We start from the raw sequence: 17941 nt of genomic DNA, 5'->3' as shown, positions 1-17941 counted from the left end.
GCCGAGGCTAGCCGCTCACGAACGCCGCGGCCCCCTGTCCGGAGGCGGACCCGTCCACCGGGCCGCCTGGTGCGGCAGGCATTATTGGCGCCCATGAGCGAGCACTTCGACGTCCATGGCGGCGCCCGGCTGGTCGGTGAGGTCGATGTGGTGGGGGCGAAGAACAGCGTCCTCAAGCTGATGGCCGCGGCCCTGCTGGCCGAGGGCACCACCACCATCACCAACTGCCCGCAGATCCTCGACGTGCCGCTGATGGCGGATGTGCTGCGCAGCGTCGGCTGCGAGGTGGAGCTGGACGGCGGCACCGTGCGCATCACCACCCCCGTCGAGCTGTCGCACCGCGCCGATTCGGCCGCGATGGGCAAGCTGCGGGCGTCGGTCTGCGTGCTGGGCCCGCTGGTCGGCAGGCTGCGCAAGGCCGTGGTGGCGCTGCCCGGCGGTGACGCGATCGGCCAGCGGCCGCTGGACATGCACCAGAACGGCCTGCGCAAACTGGGGGCCACCAGCACCATCGAGCACGGGTGCGTGGTCGCCGAGGCCGAGGGCCTGCACGGCGCGCAGATCTGGCTGGACTTCCCCAGCGTGGGGGCCACCGAGAACATCCTGATGGCGGCCGTGCTGGCCGAGGGCACCACGGTGATCGACAACGCCGCGCGCGAGCCGGAGCTGGTCGACATCTGCCAGATGCTCACCGAGATGGGTGCCAAGATCGAAGGCGCGGGCACCTCGACGCTGACCGTGCACGGCGTGGAGCAGCTGCACCCCACCCAGCACCAGGTGATCGGCGACCGGATCGTCGGCGCGACCTGGGCCTTCGCCGCCGCGATGACCCGCGGTGACCTGACCGTGCGCGGGGTCAACCCGCACCACCTGGACCTGGTGCTGGACAAGCTGCGCCTGGCCGGCGCGGACGTGACCACCTTCGACGGCAAGGGTTTCCGGATCGTGCAGGCCGAGCGGCCGACCGCGGTGGACTGGGTGACCCTGCCCTACCCGGGGTTCGCCACCGACCTGCAGCCGTTCGCGGTGGCGCTTTCGGCGGTCTCCGAGGGCACCTCGATGATCACCGAGAACGTCTACGAGGCGCGGTTCCGCTTCATCGAGGAGATGATGCGGCTGTCCGCGGACGCCCGCACCGACGGCCACCACGCCGTGGTCCGCGGTGTGGAGCGGCTGTCCAGCGCGCCGGTCTGGGCCTCCGACATCCGCGCCGGTGCCGGGCTGGTGCTGGCCGGACTGTGTGCCGACGGCGTCACCGAGGTCTGGGACGTCTTCCACATCGACCGCGGTTACCCGCATTTCGTGGAGAATCTGAACCGGCTGGGTGCCCGCATCGAACGCGTCACCGGGGACCCCGACCGCGCCAAGTGACCGCGAGGGAACAGGGGAACCCGATGTCGTTGACGATGTCCGCCGAAGAGCGCCAGGACTTCCTGGCCGAGGTCCACGTCGGGGTGGTGGCGGTGGAGCGGCCCGGCCGTGCGCCGCTGGCCGTGCCGATCTGGTACGGCTACCGGCCCGGCGGTGAGGTGGTGCTGTGGACCAGCACCACCTCGGTGAAGGGCAGGCTGATCCGGGAGGCCGGGCGGTTCACCCTCACCGCGCAGACCGAGGACTGGCCGTACCGGTACGTCTCCGCCGAAGGACCGGTCGTCGCCTTCGACGAGCCCGCGTCGCCCGAGGTGGTGCGGGAGATCGCGATCCGGTACCTCGGGCCGGAAGAGGGCGCCAAGTTCACCGACGAGAACTACCAGGCGGAGGGTTCCGTGGTGATCCGCATGCGGCCCGAGCGCTGGCTGAGCACCGACTACACCAAGGCCTGAGCGGGCTCAGGCTTCGGCGGCCAGCAGGGCGCCGAAGCCGAGCAGCGCGCCGCCGGTGACCGCGTCCAGCGTGCGGCGGACCCGGCGGCGCCGCAGCCAGACCCGCACCCGGTGCACGAAGAACAGCAGCACCATCAGCCAGGCGAAGCCCAGCACGCCGACGGTGTAGGCGAGCAGCAGCGCGTCCCAGGTGGTGGTGACCGCCGGGTCGAGGAACTGCGGCAGCACCGACAGGTACAGGATCAGCACCTTCGGGTTGGTGATGTTGGACAGGAAGCCCTCGCGGAACCGCCGGAACCCGCGGGCCCCGCTCGTGCCGTCCATCGCCTGGTAGTCGCCCTTCCAGGCACCGCGCAGGGCCTGGACGCCGAGGTAGCAGAGGTACGCCACGCCGAGCCACTTGAGCGTGAGGAACAGCGGCTGCGAGTGCGCGATCACCGCGCCGAGGCCGAGTGCGGCCGCGCTGCCCTGCAGCAGGTTGCCGATCAGGATGCCGGAACTGGCCACCAGGCCGCCGCGGAAACCGCCGGCCAGCGAATTCTTCAGCACCACCATGGTGTCCGGCCCCGGGGCCAGCACGACCAACACCACCACGGCCAGATAGCTGCCGTACACGCTCCAAGTCACGCCCGTCTGCCCTCCACCACCCTCAACAGAGCGCTTCGCGCCGCTTTGATCTTCGAGGCTAACGGGTGAACCACCGGCCCCGCCCGCGGTTTTCGGTCACAGTGGACCCGCCGATGATGTTACCGGCGAGTACACTCGCCGAAACGCCCATCTGGGAGGTAGCCGTGCCCTATCCGACGGACCGCGAGCGCGACCGGCCTTGGGTGATGCGCACCTACGCCGGGCACTCTTCCGCCGCCGCGTCGAACGAGTTGTACCGGCGGAACCTCGCCAAGGGGCAGACTGGCCTGTCGGTCGCCTTCGACCTGCCCACGCAGACCGGCTACGACGCCGATCACAAGCTCGCCAAGGGCGAGGTCGGCAAGGTCGGCGTGCCGGTGGCGCACATCGGCGACATGCGGCGGCTGTTCGACGGCATCCCGCTGGCCGAGGCGAACACCTCGATGACCATCAACGCGCCCGCCATGTGGCTGCTCTCGCTGTACGTGACGGTCGCGCGCGAGCAGGCCGAGGCCGAGGGCCGCGACGTGGAGGAGGTGCTGGCGAAGCTCACCGGCACCACGCAGAACGACATCATCAAGGAGTACCTCTCCCGCGGCACCTACATCTTCCCGCCGGGGCCCAGCCTGCGGCTGATCACCGACATGATCGCGTGGACGGTGCACCACGTGCCGCGCTGGAACCCGATCAACATCTGCAGCTACCACCTCCAGGAAGCCGGGGCGACGCCGACGCAGGAGGTCGCCTACGCGTTGTGCACGGCGATCGCGGTGCTCGACGCGGTCCGCGACTCCGGTCAGGTGGAGCCATCGGACATGGCCAAGGTGGTCGCCCGCATCTCCTTCTTCGTCAACGCCGGGGTGCGGTTCGTCGAGGAGATGTCGAAGATGCGCGCGTTCACCGCGCTGTGGGACGAGATCACCAGGGACCGGTACGGCGTCGAGGATCCGAAGGCCCGGCGGCTGCGCTACGGCGTGCAGGTCAACTCGCTCGGGCTGACCGAGGCGCAGCCGGAGAACAACGTGCAGCGGATCGTGCTGGAGATGCTCGCCGTGTCGCTGTCGCGCGGCGCCAGGGCGCGGGCCATCCAGTTGCCCGCGTGGAACGAGGCGCTCGGCCTGCCGCGGCCGTGGGACCAGCAGTGGGCCCTGCGCATGCAGCAGGTGCTCGCCTACGAGACGGATCTGCTGGAGTACGAGGACATCTTCGACGGCTCGCACGTGATCCAGTCCAAAGTGGACGAGATCGTCGCCGGGGCCCGCGAGGAGATCGCGCACGTGCAGGAAATGGGCGGTGCGGTCGCCGCGGTGGAGAGCGGCTACATGAAGTCGCAGCTGGTTTCCTCGTTCGCCGACTACCGGCGCAAGGTGGAGACCGGTGAGCAGGTGCTGGTGGGGGTGAACAAGTTCGACACCACCGAGCCGAGCCCGCTGCAGGCCGAGGGCGCCAAGGCGATCGAGACGATCGACCCGGTGGTGGAGAAGCAGGCGGTCAGCGCGCTGGAGGAATGGCGGTCCACTCGGGACAGCGAAGCGGTCGAGCGCTCGCTGGAAAACCTGCGTGCGGTCGCGAAGACCACGGAGAACCTGTTCGACGCCACGCTCGCCTGCGCGGCGGCCGGGGTGACGACGGGGGAGTGGGCCGGCGCGCTGCGCGAGGTGTTCGGCGAATACCGCGCCCCGACCGGCGTGAGCGCGGCTTCCAGCTCCGGCGAATCCGGCGAGCACCTCGAACGGGTGCGCACGCGGGTCCGGGAAACCGGTGACGAACTCGGCGAACGGCTGCGCATCCTGGTCGGCAAGCCCGGCCTGGACGGGCATTCGAACGGTGCCGAGCAGGTCGCCGTGCGCGCCCGTGACGCCGGGTTCGAGGTCATCTACCAGGGCATCCGGCTCACGCCCGAGCAGATCACCGCCGCCGCCGTGCAGGAGGGCGTGCACGTCATCGGGCTGTCCGTGCTCTCCGGCTCGCACCTGGAAGTGGTGCCGGAGGTGGTCGACGGCCTGCGCGCGGCCGGGGCCGGGGACGTGCCGGTGATCGTCGGCGGCATCATCCCGCCCGACGACGCGAAGCTGCTCACCGATCGCGGGATCGCCAGGGTGTTCACGCCCAAGGACTACGAACTGACCGAGATCATGGACGAGATCGTGACCGTGGTCCGGGAGTCACGCGGGCTCGCCTGAGTTCTGGTGCCACGGCACCAGGACCGGCTTGCCGACGTACTCGGCGAAACCGACGGCGGGCAGTCCAGGCCGTCCGCCGGGTGCGGTGCCGGGTAGTTCCTTGCCGGTCAGCCGCAGCGCCGGGGCGTCCTCCAGCGCGGCGACGATCGGCTTGGTGGCCATCGCCTCGGTGCCCGCGGCGATGAACCGCAGGCCGATCTGCTTGCCGTAGGGGAGCAGTTCCAGCAGCGGCTGCAGTTCGTCGGCTTCGGTCGGGATCGCGTCGTAGTCGTCGACCACGAAGAACAGGTCGGGGCCGTGCCAGTCCTGGCCGAGGCGCTTGCGGATGGAGGTCACCGCGTCGCTGACGATGGTGCGCAGTTCGGCGGGGTTGGACGCGTAGGCGAGCAGTCGTTCCGGCTCGACGAGCCCGAGCAACTGCCGCCGCGGATCGGCCACGATGACCACGGCTTCCGCCACGGTGTACCGCTCCCGGATGCCGCACAACACCGTGCGCAGCACCGAAGTCCGGCCGGTGCGCCGCTCGCCGAAGACCAGCAGGTGCGGCTCGTCGGCGAAATCCAGTTCCAGCGGTGAGTAGAACTCCTCGGGCAGGGCGAACGGGATTTCGCCGCCCTCGTTGCGTTCGCGCACCACGTCGTAGGTGACCGTGCCGAGCGGCGGCCACAGCGGCCGCGCGCGGTTGCCGTGCACGCTCATCAGTTCACCCAGTCGCGCGAGCATGCCTTCGGGCACCCTGGCCAGCTCGAACCGGCGCGGCGGCCGGGTGAAGTCGCTCTTGAGGTAACCGTTGCCGGGCAGCGCGGGCAGCGGCGCCACGTCCGGCACGCCGAGGATCTGGCCGTCCGTGGCCGGGGTGGCGCTGGGCAGCGCGATGCGGCAGGGCGCGAAGGCGTAGAGCCCGCGCATCGCGCCGCTGGGCGTGGTGCGGCCGGTCAGCAGCAGGTGCAGGCGCAGGTCGTCGCCGAGTTGCGCGGCCCGCAGCAGGCTGTCGGCCAGCAGCGGTTTGCGGGTGCTCGCCTCGCCGATCTCGTCGACCACCACGACCAGCACCGGCGCCTTGCCGATGTCCCCGGAATCGCGCAGCCGGATGCGGTGGCGGATCTCGTCGTCGAGCAGGTCGGTCAGCTGGTCGGCGTCACGGGCGACGGTGGCCACGTGCGGCAGCGCCGCCAGCCCGTCGGCGGTACCCGCCAGCAGGAAGTTCACCAGCTCGGGCGAATTCCGCACGGCCAGCCCGGTCACCACGGTCCGCACCAGTTCGGACTTCCCACTGCCCGGCATGCCGACGCAGACGCAGTGCGCGGCGAGGTCGAGCTCCACCGGCTCGCCGGACTCGCCGTGCCCCAGCGGGGTGCGCAGATCGACTCCGGTGCTCCACGCGGTCCGGAGCGTCGGTGAATCGTCGGGGCCTTCGACCCCGAGCAGTTCGAGCAGCACGTGCTCAGCCTGCCACAACCCGGCGCTGGTTGAGGGGGTCCGCGCGGGGGCCTACGGTCGGGACATGGGCGAGTACCAGCACCTGATCCGCGAGCAGGACGGCGACACCGTCACCATCACGATGAACCGGGCGGCCCGGCGGAATTCGCTGTCCGCCGAGCACCTCGGCGAGTTGCTCGCGGCGTTCCGCGAAGCCGGGGAGTCCGACGCGACGGGCATCGTCCTGGCGGGCGCCGGGCCGGTTTTCTCGGCCGGGCACGACTTCGCCGACGTGGCCGCGCGCGACCTGACCGGGGTGCGTGAGCTGCTGCGGTTGTGCACCGACCTGATGCAGGCGATCCAGTCGGTGCCGCAGGTGGTCATCGCGCGGGTGCACGGCCTGGCGACGGCCGCGGGCTGCCAGCTGGTGGCCTCCTGCGACCTGGCGATCGCCGCGGAGTCCGCCGGGTTCGCGCTGCCGGGCGGCAAGGGCGGCTGGTTCTGCCACACCCCGGCGGTGCCGGTGGCCAGGGCGATCGGGCGCAAGCGGCTGATGGAGCTGGCGCTGACCGGTGACGTGGTGGACGCGGCCACCGCGCTGGACTGGGGACTGGTGAACCGGGTGGTGCCGGACGCCGAACTGGACGCGGCCGTCGCGGACCTGCTGGCCAGGGCGACGCGGGGGAGCCGGGCGAGCAAGGCGCTCGGCAAGCAGACGCTGTACGCGCAACTCGACCGGCCGGAAGCCGACGCCTACACGATCGCGCTGGAGGTCATGGCCGCCGCTTCACAACTGCCGGGGGCCAAGGAGGGCATGGCCGCCTTCCTGGAAAAGCGCCGGCCGAGCTGGCCGGACTGACCAGCAGAGGCCGTGGTTCCAATGCTATGAGTGGGGCATTACTTGCATTCATTGCAAGTAATGCCCCACTCATAGCATTCAAGGCTGCCGGGGCCGGGGTTACGTGAGGAAGCTGTCGTTCGCCCAGGTGGTGCCCAGCGGGTACTGGCCGGAGTACCAGGTGAAGCCGCCGACCTCGGTGGTCGTGTTCAGGAACGCCACCAGCTGCCCGTTCGCGGTCAGCCTGCTGACCAGGTCGGGCTTGCCGTTGAGGTCGACGTCCTTGATTTCGAAGGCATTCGCCAGGTCCCAGCCCTCGCTGAGGATCTGGAACTCCGGTGCGGCCGCGGCCTTGGCACCGGGGGTGGCGGCGTCGGTCACCGCGCGCTTGGGGGCCGGGCTCGCCGACTTGGCCGCCGGTGCCGGCTGGCCGTAGTAGGCGACCAGCTGGCTGCCCTGGCGCACCACCCAGTCGCTGATGCCGTCGAAGTTCAGGTCGGCGATGTCGAACTGGTCGATGCCCGACCAGCCGGTGCCCATCTCGAACGCCGGGCTGACCACGACCTGGCCGTTCTCGATGCCGGTGAGCCAGGTGAAGATCTTGCCGGTGCTGATCTCCCGCGCGGTGACGTCGACGAGGCCGTTGCCGTCCTCGTCGTAGAGCACCTTCTGGTCGAAGAAGTTCCAGCCCCAGCCGCCGTACTGCGTGGTGCCGTTCAGCGTGGCGAACGGGTTGGCCGGGCTGTAGGCGCCGGAGTGCTTGTGCGCGGTGATGATGCCGTTGACCTCGGCGAGCACGTCGGGGTGCCCGTCACCGGAGATGTCACCGGCGGAGAGCCAGTGCGCGTTGTTCCAGCCGTTGTTGATCGGCGTCGACGCTCCGTAACCCACGGGGACCGCCGCGGACACGGCCAGCTGCCCGTTGGGCTTGCGGGTGAGCAGGTCTTCGTGGGTGTCGAGGGTGAAGTCCCGGTCGCGGCCGGTGAACTGGCCCTCCGGCGCGGCCGAGGCCGCGGGTGCCAACGTCAGCGCGGCCAGAACCGCGGCGGAGATCCCGATGACAGAACTGCGCAAAGACATACCCGTCCCTTGGTAGCGAATAGCACTGATGTTCGAGCAGCTGCCTTACCTGATCCAACATACCCGAACTTCACCTTGCTGTGGAACGGTTTTCCCTGCTCGGCGCACCATTTCAAGCAGGGCTGAAATCGTCCGCCCAGTGGCAGGTCAAGGGCTTTGTGAGTTAGTCCGAAATGCTTGACATCAATTGTCTTCAGTGCCCGTGCAGGCGGAGCAATCCGTATGCGGCAATTGTCGGAGCGTCGGTTATTTCCCCACTGATAATCAGTTTCTCGAACTCCTCGCGGGGGAACCACCCGGTGCGCATGTCCTGTTCTTCGAGTTCCCGTTGCGGTGGACCCTCGCGCAGGTCGGTGGCGAGGTAGACCCGGCCGCGCTGGCTGGTCAGGCCCGGCGCCAGCGAAAGCCGGCCCAGTTCGACCATCGAACCGGCTTCGAGCCCGGTCTCCTCGCGCAGCTCGCGCACGGCGAGTTCGGCCGGGTCGAGGTCCGCCAGGTCCGGTGCGGTGCCCTGGACGAATTCCCAGGTCCGCTCGCCGAGCGGGTAGCGGAACTGCCCGACCAGGTGCAGCCGGTCGCCGTCGAGCGGGATGACCAGTGCGAATTCGGGCTTGTCCACCACGCCGTAGATGCCGGTGCTGCCGTCCGGGCGGCGGATGTCGTCCTCGCGCACGGACATCCAGTTGTTGCGGTAGACCTCGCGGGAGCTGATGCGTTCGATCACCCGTCCAGTATCGGGGTGTCTGCCGGGGGCCACCGCGGGTTGCCCTACCCTCGCCGGGTGCGTCTTGTCATCGCTCGTTGCCAGGTCGACTACGCCGGCCGCCTCACCTCCCACCTGCCGATGGCCAACCGGCTGCTGCTGATCAAGGCCGACGGCTCGGTCTCGATCCACTCGGACGACCGGGCCTACAAGCCGCTGAACTGGATGAGCCCGCCGTGCTGGCTCATCGAGGACCGCAACATCTGGACCGTGCAGAACAAGGCGGGCGAGAAGCTGGTGATCAGCCTCGAGGAAATCCTGCACGACTCCGCGCACGAGCTCGGTGCCGAGCCCGGCCTGGTCAAGGACGGGGTCGAGGCGCACCTGCAGGAGCTGCTGGCCGAGCACATCGGCACCCTCGGCGAGGGCTATTCGCTGGTGCGCCGCGAGTTCCCGACCGCGATCGGCCCGGTCGACATCATGGCCCGCGACGCCGACGGCGCCTCGGTGGCCGTGGAGATCAAGCGCCGCGGTGAGATCGACGGGGTCGAGCAGCTGACCCGCTACCTCGAACTGCTCAACCGCGACCCGCTGCTCGCGCCGGTCCGCGGGGTGTTCGCCGCGCAGCAGATCAAACCGCAGGCACGCACGCTCGCCGAGGACCGCGGCATCCGCTGCCTTACGCTCGACTACGACAAGCTGCGCGGCACCGATTCGGACGAATTCCGCCTCTTCTGAGTCCACTCACCGCTCGCTGACCTGCGGGGCACGCTCCGGAGTCGTACGCTCACCGCGACTCCGGTCACCGAACTGCGCGCACGAAGCGGGAACTTTCGCCAAACCTCCCCTGTACCGGTTCAGCCGGATGCAGTAAGGTCCGCCCGTTGGTCGGTCTTGTTGGATAATGTTTGAACTTGGAGGTGGCCGGTGGGTGTGCTCGCTGAGGCGAACCTGCGGCTGGACGCGAACGCGGTGGACTACGTCCTGCTGGCGTTCTACTTCGTTCTGGTACTGGGTATCGGCTACCTCGCCCGCAGGCAGGTGTCGACCAGTCTCGACTTCTTCCTTTCCGGACGGTCGCTGCCCGCCTGGGTGACCGGTCTCGCCTTCATCTCGGCGAACCTCGGCGCGATCGAGGTCATGGGGATGTCGGCGAACGGCGCGCAGTACGGGATGCCGACCGCGCACTACTTCTGGATCGGCGCGGTACCCGCGATGCTGTTCCTCGGCGTCGTGATGATGCCGTTCTACTACGGCTCGAAGGTCCGCAGCGTGCCGGAGTTCATGCTCCGCCGCTTCGGCAAACCAGCGCACCTGGTCAACGGCATCAGCTTCGCCGTGGCGCAGATCCTGATCGCGGGCGCGAACCTGTTCCTGCTGGCCACCGTGGTCAACGTGCTGCTCGGCTGGCCGATCTGGGTGTCGGTGATCCTGGCCGCGGTGATCGTGCTCGCCTACACCGCGCTCGGCGGCCTGTCCGCCGCGATCTACAACGAGGTGCTGCAGTTCTTCGTGATCGTCGCCGCGCTGGTGCCGCTCACCTTCGTCGGCCTCTACAAGGTCGGCGGCTGGCAGGGCCTGGTGGACCGGGTGACCGCCAGCCCCGGTGGCGGGGAGCAGCTGAACTCCTGGCCGGGCAACGAGCTGACCGGGTTCGGCAACAACTTCCTGTCCGTGCTCGGCCTGGTCTTCGGCCTCGGTTTCGTGCTCTCCTTCGGTTACTGGACCACGAACTTCGTCGAGGTCCAGCGCGCGATGGCGTCGAAGAGCATGTCGGCCGCGCGCCGCACGCCGATCATCGGTGCCTTCCCCAAGCTGCTGATCCCGTTCATCGTGATCATCCCCGGCATGATCGCCGCGGTCACGGTGAGCGAGCTGGCCGCGTACAAGGCCGGTGACATGGCGGGCTCCGGTGGCGTCGACTACAACGACGCGCTGCTGCTGCTGATGCGCGACCTGCTGCCCAACGGCATGCTCGGCATCGCGATCGCCGGTCTGCTGGCCTCGTTCATGGCCGGGATGGCGGCGAACCTCAGCTCGTTCAACACGGTGTTCACCTACGACATCTGGCAGTCCTACATCAAGAAGGACAAGCCGGACGGCTACTACCTCAGCTTCGGCCGCCTGGTCACCGCCGGGGGCACCATCCTGGCGATCGGCACCGCGTTCATCGCGTCCAGCTACTCGAACCTGATGGACTACCTGCAGCAGCTGTTCTCGTTCTTCAACGCGCCGCTGTTCGCCACGTTCATCCTGGGCATGTTCTGGAAGCGGATGACCGCGACCGCGGGCTGGACCGGCCTGGTGTCGGGCACGCTCGCCGCGATCGGCGTGTTCATCCTCGCCGAGTCCGGGGTCTGGGACCTGCCGGGCCAGGGCGCCAGCTTCATCGGTGCCGGTGCGGCCTTCGTGGTCGACGTGGTGGTCAGCGTGGCGGTCACCTACGCCACCCAGCCCAAGCCCGAGGCGCAGCTGGTCGGCCTGGTGTACTCGCTGACGCCGAAGGACTCGCTGAAGCACTCGGACACCGGCGAGGACAGCGGCTGGTACCGCAAGCCGGGCCTGCTGGCCGGCATCGTGCTGGCGATCACCATCGTGCTGAACATCATCTTCTAGGAGGGCCGGGACATGAGTACGGAATCCACCCCGCGCCGCGGCGGCGGCTTCGACATCCGCCTGATCATCGCCTTGCTGATGGGCGTCTACGGCCTGGTCATCCTGGTGATGGGCATCGGGTTCACCACCCAGGAGGAGCTCGACCGCGCCGACGGGCTGAACATCAACCTGTGGGCGGGCATCGCCATGCTCGTCTTCAGCGCGGCCTTCGTGCTGTGGGCGAAGCTGCGGCCGCTGACGGTGCCGCCGTCGGCCACCGAATGAGGTAATGACGAGGTTGTGCACGCGTGGCGGCCGGCGGGCCGCTACCGTGCACCCCGTGTCTTCAGCAGTGCGTTTCCGGGCCGCGGTGACCGCCGCGGCGGCTGTTCTCCTGCTCGGTTCGGTCGCCGGCTGCGGTGCCGACCTGGCCCGCTCGAACTTCCAGCGCACCACGGTGCCGCCGGAACCGGGCGGGTCGGGCGGCACCGGCCCGGCCCCGGCCGGGGAGATCACCGACGCGGCCGTGTCGGCCAAGGCGCTGCGGCTGATCGAGCCGTGCGCGCTGCTCTCGGCCGAGACGTTCACCGGCATCGGGACCCCCGCCGAACCGCGGCCCAGCGGCTGGGACCGCTGCGCGGCCGACGTCACCGACGCCGGGCAGAAGAAGATCAAGATCTCCCTCGAGATCGGCGGCATCATCATCGGCCCGATCGAGGACGCGAAGACCGCCGTCGAAGGCCTGCCGCAGCTGGAGAAGAAGGACGGCGACACCTGCACCGTCACCGCGGTGACCTCGAAGGAGCCGAAGTCCGGCATCGTCCTGCAGGTCGACTACATCGGCGGTGACCCGTGCGGTGCCGGGCGCACCGCGATGCAACGCCTGGTCAAGAACCTGCACAGCAACCCGAAGAAGCACCCCGAGCCGCCCGGCACGGTGGTCGGCGTGGACGCCTGCGCGAGCGTGGACACCGCGGTGGTGGCCGAGGCGCTCGGCGGCAAGCCGAACGACCCGTTGCCGGTGGGCCTGCACGGCTGCTCCATCCGCTCGCGCACGCCGCAGGTGATGATCAACTTCCGGCCCACCTCCGCCCCGGCCGAGGAGGAGGGCGCCAGCCCGGTCGACCTCGGCGGCGGGGTCCAGGGCTTCGCCAAGACCAGGGTCGACGACGAGCCGGAGTGCACGGTCACCTGGCAGCACCGGGTGATCGGCAAGGACGAGTACGACCTGGACCTCGCCGAACAGGCCGAAGTGGACTACAACGGCGGCGACGGCACGCCGGAGTCGGACAAGTCCTGCGACAAGGCGGTCAAGGTGGCCAAGAGCGTGGTCGCCAAGCTGCCCAAGGCCTGACGCGCGTCTTCCTTGGCGCGGGCGGGCCGGGGGAGGTAGGAAGGTCCCGCAGCGGTTTGTCCAGCGCGGGAGGCTCCGATGAAGAAGATCATCAACGACCCGGCCGACGTGGTCGTCGAAGCACTGAGAGGCCTGGCCGCGGCGCATTCGGGCATCCTGCGGGTGGTCGAGGACCCGGCACTGGTGGTCCGGACCGACGCGCCGGTGGACGGCAAGGTGGCGGTGATCTCCGGCGGCGGGTCCGGGCACGAGCCGTTGCACGGCGGGTTCGTCGGGCCGGGGATGCTCGACGCGGCCGTGCCGGGCGCGGTGTTCACCTCGCCGACGCCGGACGCGGTGCAGGCCGCCGTCGAGGCCACCACCTCCGCCGCGGGCGCGCTGCTGATCGTCAAGAACTACACCGGTGACGTGCTGAACTTCGAGACCGCCGCGGAGCTGGCCGGGGCGGAAGGCACCGAGGTGCGCAGCGTGGTGATCGACGACGACGTCGCGGTCGCCGACTCCACCTTCACCGCGGGCCGCCGCGGGGTCGGCGGCACGGTGCTGCTGGAGAAGATCGCCGGGGCCGCCGCCGAACGCCGGTACTCGCTCGACGACGTGGAGGCGGTCGCGCGCCGGGTGATCGGCCAGGTGCGCTCGATCGGCGTCGCGCTCACCCCGCCCACCGTGCCGCACGCCGGTGAGCCGAGCTTCACCCTGGCGGACGACGAAATCGAGTTCGGCATCGGCATCCACGGCGAACCCGGCCGCGAGCGGATCCCGGCCGAGCCAGCCGACCAGCTGGTCGCGCGCATGCTGGCGGCGATCACCGAGGACCTGCCCTTCGAGCGCGGCGACCGGGTGCTGCTGTTCACCAACTCGATGGGCGGCACCCCGCAGGTCGAGCTGTACCTGGCGCACGGCATCGCCGAACGGCTGCTCGCCGAGCAGGGCATCACCGTGGAACGACGCTTGGTCGGGCCGTACATCACCAGCCTGGAAATGCAGGGGATCAGTTTGACGCTGTTGAAACTGGACGACGAACTCGTGGAACTGTGGGACTCGTGGGTCAACACCCCGGCGCTGCGGTGGGGGGTCTGAGGTGGCCTGCGACGCGAACGGGACGGCCGGCGCGATCCGCGCGGCGGCCGCGGTGGTGACCGAGCACCGGACCGAGCTGATCGACCTGGACCGGGCGATCGGGGACGCCGACCACGGCGAGAACCTCAACCGCGGCTTCACCGCCGTGGTGTCCGCTTTGGCTTCGGCGACCCCGGAAACGCCGGGCGCGGTCTTGAAGACGGTGGCCACCACGCTGATCTCGAAGGTCGGGGGAGCGGCCGGTCCCTTGTACGGCACGGCTTTCCTGCGGGCGGCCACCGCACTCGGTGATCGGTCCGAAGTGGACTTGGAAGGGTTGGTCGCCGCGCTGCGAGCCGGGCTGGAAGGCGTCAAGGCGCGGGGCAAGGCGGAGGTCGGCGACGCGACCATGGTCGACGCGTTGGCGCCCGCGCTCGAAGCGGCGGAGGACGCCGCGAAACAGGAGGGGGCCGACATCTCCACCGTCCTGATCGCCGCCGCGGACGCCGCGGACCGGGGTTGTGAGTCCACAGTGGACTTGGTGCCGCGCAAGGGCCGGGCTTCGTACCTCGGCGAGCGCGCGGTCGGCCACGCCGATCCGGGTGCCCGCTCGACCGCGTTGCTGCTGCGTGCGTTCGCGGAGGCCGCCCGATGAGCCGCGTGGGTCTGGTCCTGGTCTCGCACAGCGCCAAGCTGGCCGAGGGCGTGGCGGAACTGGCCGCCGAAATGGCGCCGGAGGTGACCGTGGTGCCGGCCGGTGGGCTGGCCGAGGGTGGTCTCGGCACCGACTACGACGCGGTGGTCGCCGCGGTGCAGCGGGCCGATTCGGGCAGCGGTGTGGTGCTGCTCTACGACCTCGGCAGTGCGCAGATGACCGCCGAACTGGCCACCGAATCGCTCGCCGACCCGAACGCCGCGGTGGTGGCCGACGCGCCGCTCGTGGAAGGCGCGATCGCCGCCGCGGTCGCCGCGCAGGGCGGCGCCGACCGGACAGCGGTGGTCTACGCCGCCGCGTCGGCGGGTGCCGCGCCGGACCTGGCGGAGGCCGCGGAGAGTCCGGCGGAGGAGACCGCGGAGCTGACTCTGCGCAACGACGTCGGCCTGCACGCCCGTCCGGCCGCGTTGCTCGCGCGCACGCTCGCCGATGTGGACGCCGAAGTCCGGGTGCGCCTGGGTGACTCCGAGGTCGACGCGCGCAGCGTGCTCGGCCTCATGTCGCTGGGTGCCCGCCAGGGCGACACCCTGCGCCTCGACGCCAGGGGCGCCCAGGCCGCCGAGGCCATCCGCCGGGCGAAGGAACTGGTGGAGACGAACTTCGGCGAATAGTGTCCGAACCGGTGTAATTGCCGTCCGCCAACGGGTTCCGGGCGCGCTAGCGTTTCGCGCATGTGGAGAAACCGGGCTCGTCGGGCGGCCGGAATTCTGGTCCTGGTTACGCTGCTCAGCGGTTGTGCGAGCACGATAATCGGCAAACCGTCGCCGGATCAGGCGGCGCTGGCACAGGTCGAGGACGAGCGTTCGCCGCTCACCGCGGCCGCCGCCTTCGGGGACTACACCACGATCGACTACTGCTCGCTGATGGACGCGGCCGCGCTCGGCCGGACGGCCGAAGTGGTGGACCCACCGCGTGTTTCCCTGGACAACTGCATCGCCAAGGTGAAGGTCGACGGCCAGGAGGCCGACCTGGCGGTCGGCTCGGTGCTCGACGAGCAGGCGCGCAGCGAGTACACGACCACAACCACCGAGGTCACCGGCGGGACGGAGCTCAAGCGCCGGCTCACCATCGAGAAGCCGTCCAGTGAGTACGACGGGAGTTGCTACCGCTACCTCGTCTTCGCCGACGAGTTCAGCCTGCAGGCCAACGTCAACAGTCTCAGCACCAGCGGTACCGACCTGGCCCCCGAGCGGCTGTGCCCGCTGCTCGAGGCCGCGCTGGAGCACGCCGCGTCCGTGGTGGTGGAAAAGCGCGTGGGACACCTCAGCTTCCCGGCGGGCTCGCTCGGTTCGATCGACGCCTGCTCGGTCGCCACCGATGCCGAGATCGGTGCCCACCTCGGCTCCACCCAGACCGCCCGCCGGACGCTGACCAAGCACAGCTGCCGCTGGGGCCGCATCGGCGAGGACTACGTCTCGCTGTACTTCTCCGTCGACCTGCCGGTCCCCGCCGGCGCCGGTTACGTGCCGGAGACGCTGGGCGGGCGTCAGGCCATGGTGTGGACGAGCACCGACAGCTACTGCTCGGCGCAGACCACGCTCAAGCCGTGGCCGGGGGCGCAGAAGGGCGAGGTGGAGACCGTGTCGATCTTCGTTTCGAGGTACGACGGCGGCGACCCGTGCGGGGTCATGCGCAACGTGGCGAACACGGTGTTCCCTCGTCTGCCCGCGTGAGTCTTCCCCCATCTTGCTCGATCCCGAACTGCCTCCGCGCCATTCCCGTGTCACTATCGGTGCTCTTACCGGCGAGTAACCAACGGAGGCCCGATCGTGGCACGCGAGTTCTCGAGCGTAGGAGTGGTCGGACTGGGCACCATGGGCGCGGGCATCGCCGAGGTGCTCGCCCGCAGCGGGCTGGACGTGATCGCCGTCGAGGTGGACGAAGCCGGGATCACCAGGGGCCGCGGCCACCTGGAGCACTCGACCTCGCGGGCGCTGGCCGGGGGGAAGCTGACCCAGGACGAGCACGCCGCCCTGCTCGGCCGCGTGCGGTGCACCACCTCGCTCGCCGAACTCGCCGACGTGGACCTGGTGATCGAGGCCGTGCCGGAAAACCTCCAGCTGAAGGCGGAGATCTTCGCCCAGCTCGACGGGATCACCAAGCCGGAGGCGCTCCTGGCGTCGAACACCTCCTCGTTGTCGGTGACCGAGATCGGCGTGCACACCTCGCGGCCGGGCAAGGTGGTCGGGCTGCACTTCTTCAACCCGGCGCCGGTGCTGAACTTCGTCGAAGTGGTGCGGACCGTGGTCACCGAGCCCGACGTGGTGACCGACGTGGTGGCCCTCGCGCGGCGGCTCGGCAAGGAGCCGGTGGTCACCGGTGACCGCGCCGGGTTCATCGCGAACGCGCTGCTCTTCGGTTACCTGAACCACGCCGTGCGGATGTACGAAGCGCGCTACGCCACCCGCGAGGACCTGGACGCGGCGATGCGCTTCGGCTGCGGGTACCCGATGGGCCCGCTCGCGCTGCTGGACCTGATCGGGCTGGACACCGCCTACGAGATCCTCGAATCGATGTACCGGCAGTCGCGCAACCCGCTGCACGCACCGGCCCCGCTGCTCAAGCAGATGATCACCGCCGGGCTGCTCGGCCGGAAGTCGGGCCGGGGTTTCTACACCTACGAGGCGCCGGACTCGCCGGTGGTGACGGACAGCGCGGCGCCCGAGAAGTCCACAGTGGACACCCCGCCGCGCGAGGTGCGGGTGGTCGGCGTGGTCGGCACCGGCACGATGGCCACCGGCATCGCCGAGGTCTTCGCCAAGCGCGGTTTCGACGTGGTGCTGCGGGCCCGCAGCGAGGAGAAGGCGCAGGCCGCGCTGGGCAAGGTCGGCAAGTCGCTGGACCGGCAGGTGAAGAAGGGGCGGCTCAGCGCCGAGGACGCGGCGGCCGCGCTGGGCCGCATCCGGCCCGCGGTGGAGTTCGCCGAACTGGCCGACGTGGACCTGGTGATCGAGGCGGTCGCCGAGGAACTCGAGGTCAAGCGCGCGGTGTTCGCCGCGCTGGACGAGGCGGTCAAGCCGGGCGCGATCCTGGCCACCACCACCTCCTCGCTGCCGGTGATCGAGTGCGCCGCGGCCACCGCCCGCCCCAGCGAGGTGCTGGGCCTGCACTTCTTCAACCCGGCGCCGGTGATGAAGCTGGTCGAGGTGGTGAACACGATCGCCACCGCGCCGGAGGTGGTCGCCACCGCGCACGCGATCTGCCAGGCGGTCGGCAAGCACCCGGTGCACTGCGGTGACCGCGCCGGGTTCATCGTCAACGCGCTGCTGTTCCCGTACCTCAACGACGCGGTGAAGATGCTGGAGGCGCACTACGCCGAGTCGGCCGATATCGACACCGCGATGAAGGTCGGCTGCGGCCTGCCGATGGGCCCGTTCGAACTGCTCGACGTGGTCGGGCTGGACGTCTCACTGGCCATCCAGCGCACCCTGTACAACGAGTTCCGCGAGGCCGGGTACGCGCCGGCGCCCTTGCTGGAACACCTGGTCACCGCGGGCAGGCTGGGCCGCAAGACCGGCAAGGGCTTCCGCGACTACACCTAGGCC

At 69.9% G+C, this 17941-nt stretch carries 17 protein-coding genes; 13 read left to right on the top strand and 4 right to left on the bottom strand.

Translation table 11 applies throughout. From position 1 onward, the window contains the following. The first annotated feature begins 93 nt into the window (after window positions 1-93). Together murA and JOM49_RS00190 are read left to right on the top strand one after the other, a co-directional pair. Entirely contained in the window at window positions 94-1371 is a 1278-nt protein-coding gene (gene murA / locus JOM49_RS00195; protein WP_209662156.1) for a UDP-N-acetylglucosamine 1-carboxyvinyltransferase, read from the top strand. A gap of 23 nt (window positions 1372-1394) precedes the next feature. Beyond that, the gene (locus JOM49_RS00190) at window positions 1395-1823 is read left to right on the top strand and encodes a pyridoxamine 5'-phosphate oxidase family protein (RefSeq protein WP_209662155.1); all 429 of its coding nucleotides are present in this window, start codon (window positions 1395-1397) and stop codon (window positions 1821-1823) included. Between the two features lie 6 nt (window positions 1824-1829). Here the strand turns inward: JOM49_RS00190 and JOM49_RS00185 are convergent, their stop codons facing one another. Continuing rightward, on the bottom strand, window positions 1830-2450 hold the full coding sequence (locus JOM49_RS00185) for a LysE family translocator (RefSeq protein ID WP_209662154.1): 621 nt from the start codon (window positions 2448-2450) through the stop codon (window positions 1830-1832). Between the two features lie 164 nt (window positions 2451-2614). Between JOM49_RS00185 and JOM49_RS00180 the strand changes: the two genes are divergently transcribed. Beyond that, on the top strand, window positions 2615-4633 hold the full coding sequence (locus JOM49_RS00180) for an ethylmalonyl-CoA mutase (RefSeq protein ID WP_308158613.1): 2019 nt from the start codon (window positions 2615-2617) through the stop codon (window positions 4631-4633). On the opposite strand, the gene JOM49_RS00175 is transcribed toward JOM49_RS00180, so the two are convergent. Beyond that, complete coding sequence (locus tag JOM49_RS00175) at window positions 4616-6073, bottom strand: FtsK/SpoIIIE domain-containing protein (RefSeq protein ID WP_209662153.1); 1458 nt, start codon at window positions 6071-6073, stop codon at window positions 4616-4618. The genes JOM49_RS00180 and JOM49_RS00175 overlap by 18 nt on opposite strands. 64 nt (window positions 6074-6137) lie before the next feature. Here JOM49_RS00175 and JOM49_RS00170 point away from each other — a divergent pair, with 64 nt between their 5' ends. Next, the gene (locus tag JOM49_RS00170) at window positions 6138-6911 is read left to right on the top strand and encodes an enoyl-CoA hydratase-related protein (protein WP_209662152.1); all 774 of its coding nucleotides are present in this window, start codon (window positions 6138-6140) and stop codon (window positions 6909-6911) included. A 99-nt stretch (window positions 6912-7010) separates the two neighbouring features. On the opposite strand, the gene JOM49_RS00165 is transcribed toward JOM49_RS00170, so the two are convergent. Then, complete coding sequence (locus tag JOM49_RS00165) at window positions 7011-7964, bottom strand: hypothetical protein (protein WP_209662151.1); 954 nt, start codon at window positions 7962-7964, stop codon at window positions 7011-7013. Between the two features lie 199 nt (window positions 7965-8163). Continuing rightward, a complete protein-coding gene (locus tag JOM49_RS00160) occupies window positions 8164-8691 on the bottom strand; it encodes an NUDIX domain-containing protein (protein WP_504740029.1) in 528 nt (175 codons plus the stop codon). 60 nt (window positions 8692-8751) lie between these two features. Here JOM49_RS00160 and nucS point away from each other — a divergent pair, with 60 nt between their 5' ends. From nucS to JOM49_RS00115, 9 genes are all read left to right on the top strand, one after another. Beyond that, window positions 8752-9411: an endonuclease NucS gene (gene nucS, locus JOM49_RS00155; RefSeq protein ID WP_209662150.1), complete on the top strand. Its 660-nt coding sequence runs from the start codon at window positions 8752-8754 to the stop codon at window positions 9409-9411. Between the two features lie 189 nt (window positions 9412-9600). Next, entirely contained in the window at window positions 9601-11289 is a 1689-nt protein-coding gene (locus tag JOM49_RS00150) for a sodium:solute symporter family protein (RefSeq protein ID WP_209662149.1), read from the top strand. A 12-nt stretch (window positions 11290-11301) separates the two neighbouring features. Further along, window positions 11302-11553 (top strand): hypothetical protein, encoded by a 252-nt coding sequence (locus JOM49_RS00145; protein WP_209662148.1) that lies wholly within the window; start codon window positions 11302-11304, stop codon window positions 11551-11553. 55 nt (window positions 11554-11608) lie between these two features. Beyond that, a complete protein-coding gene (locus tag JOM49_RS00140; RefSeq protein WP_209662147.1) occupies window positions 11609-12622 on the top strand; it encodes a DUF3558 domain-containing protein in 1014 nt (337 codons plus the stop codon). Window positions 12623-12700: 78 nt separating this feature from the next. Beyond that, window positions 12701-13702 (top strand): dihydroxyacetone kinase subunit DhaK, encoded by a 1002-nt coding sequence (gene dhaK, locus JOM49_RS00135; protein WP_209662146.1) that lies wholly within the window; start codon window positions 12701-12703, stop codon window positions 13700-13702. A 1-nt stretch (window position 13703) separates the two neighbouring features. Then, entirely contained in the window at window positions 13704-14336 is a 633-nt protein-coding gene (gene dhaL, locus JOM49_RS00130; protein WP_209662145.1) for a dihydroxyacetone kinase subunit DhaL, read from the top strand. Next, a complete protein-coding gene (dhaM, locus tag JOM49_RS00125) occupies window positions 14333-15007 on the top strand; it encodes a dihydroxyacetone kinase phosphoryl donor subunit DhaM (RefSeq protein ID WP_209662144.1) in 675 nt (224 codons plus the stop codon). The genes dhaL and dhaM overlap by 4 nt, the downstream gene beginning before the upstream one ends. Window positions 15008-15067: 60 nt before the next feature. Further along, window positions 15068-16069 carry a hypothetical protein gene (locus JOM49_RS00120; RefSeq protein ID WP_209662143.1) on the top strand — a complete coding sequence of 334 codons (1002 nt, stop codon included), beginning with the start codon at window positions 15068-15070 and terminating at the stop codon, window positions 16067-16069. A gap of 96 nt (window positions 16070-16165) precedes the next feature. Then, complete coding sequence (locus tag JOM49_RS00115; RefSeq protein ID WP_209662142.1) at window positions 16166-17938, top strand: 3-hydroxyacyl-CoA dehydrogenase family protein; 1773 nt, start codon at window positions 16166-16168, stop codon at window positions 17936-17938. Window positions 17939-17941: the final 3 nt, after the last annotated feature.

Source organism: Amycolatopsis magusensis, assembly GCF_017875555.1.
Taxonomy (GTDB): Bacteria; Actinomycetota; Actinomycetes; order Mycobacteriales; family Pseudonocardiaceae; genus Amycolatopsis; species Amycolatopsis magusensis.
The sequence above is the reverse complement of the archived record's forward strand: the minus strand, read 5'-3'. Positions and strand labels throughout refer to the sequence as shown.

What these genes read in the sequence shown, in the direction of transcription:
- murA (WP_209662156.1), top strand. Translation starts at nt 94, where the DNA reads ATGAGCGAGCACTTCGACGTCCATGGCGGCGCCCGGCTGGTCGGTGAG.
- JOM49_RS00190 (WP_209662155.1), top strand. Translation starts at nt 1,395, where the DNA reads ATGTCGTTGACGATGTCCGCCGAAGAGCGCCAGGACTTCCTGGCCGAG.
- JOM49_RS00170 (WP_209662152.1), top strand. Translation starts at nt 6,138, where the DNA reads ATGGGCGAGTACCAGCACCTGATCCGCGAGCAGGACGGCGACACCGTC.
- JOM49_RS00145 (WP_209662148.1), top strand. Translation starts at nt 11,302, where the DNA reads ATGAGTACGGAATCCACCCCGCGCCGCGGCGGCGGCTTCGACATCCGC.
- dhaK (WP_209662146.1), top strand. Translation starts at nt 12,701, where the DNA reads ATGAAGAAGATCATCAACGACCCGGCCGACGTGGTCGTCGAAGCACTG.
- dhaM (WP_209662144.1), top strand. Translation starts at nt 14,333, where the DNA reads ATGAGCCGCGTGGGTCTGGTCCTGGTCTCGCACAGCGCCAAGCTGGCC.
- JOM49_RS00120 (WP_209662143.1), top strand. Translation starts at nt 15,068, where the DNA reads ATGTGGAGAAACCGGGCTCGTCGGGCGGCCGGAATTCTGGTCCTGGTT.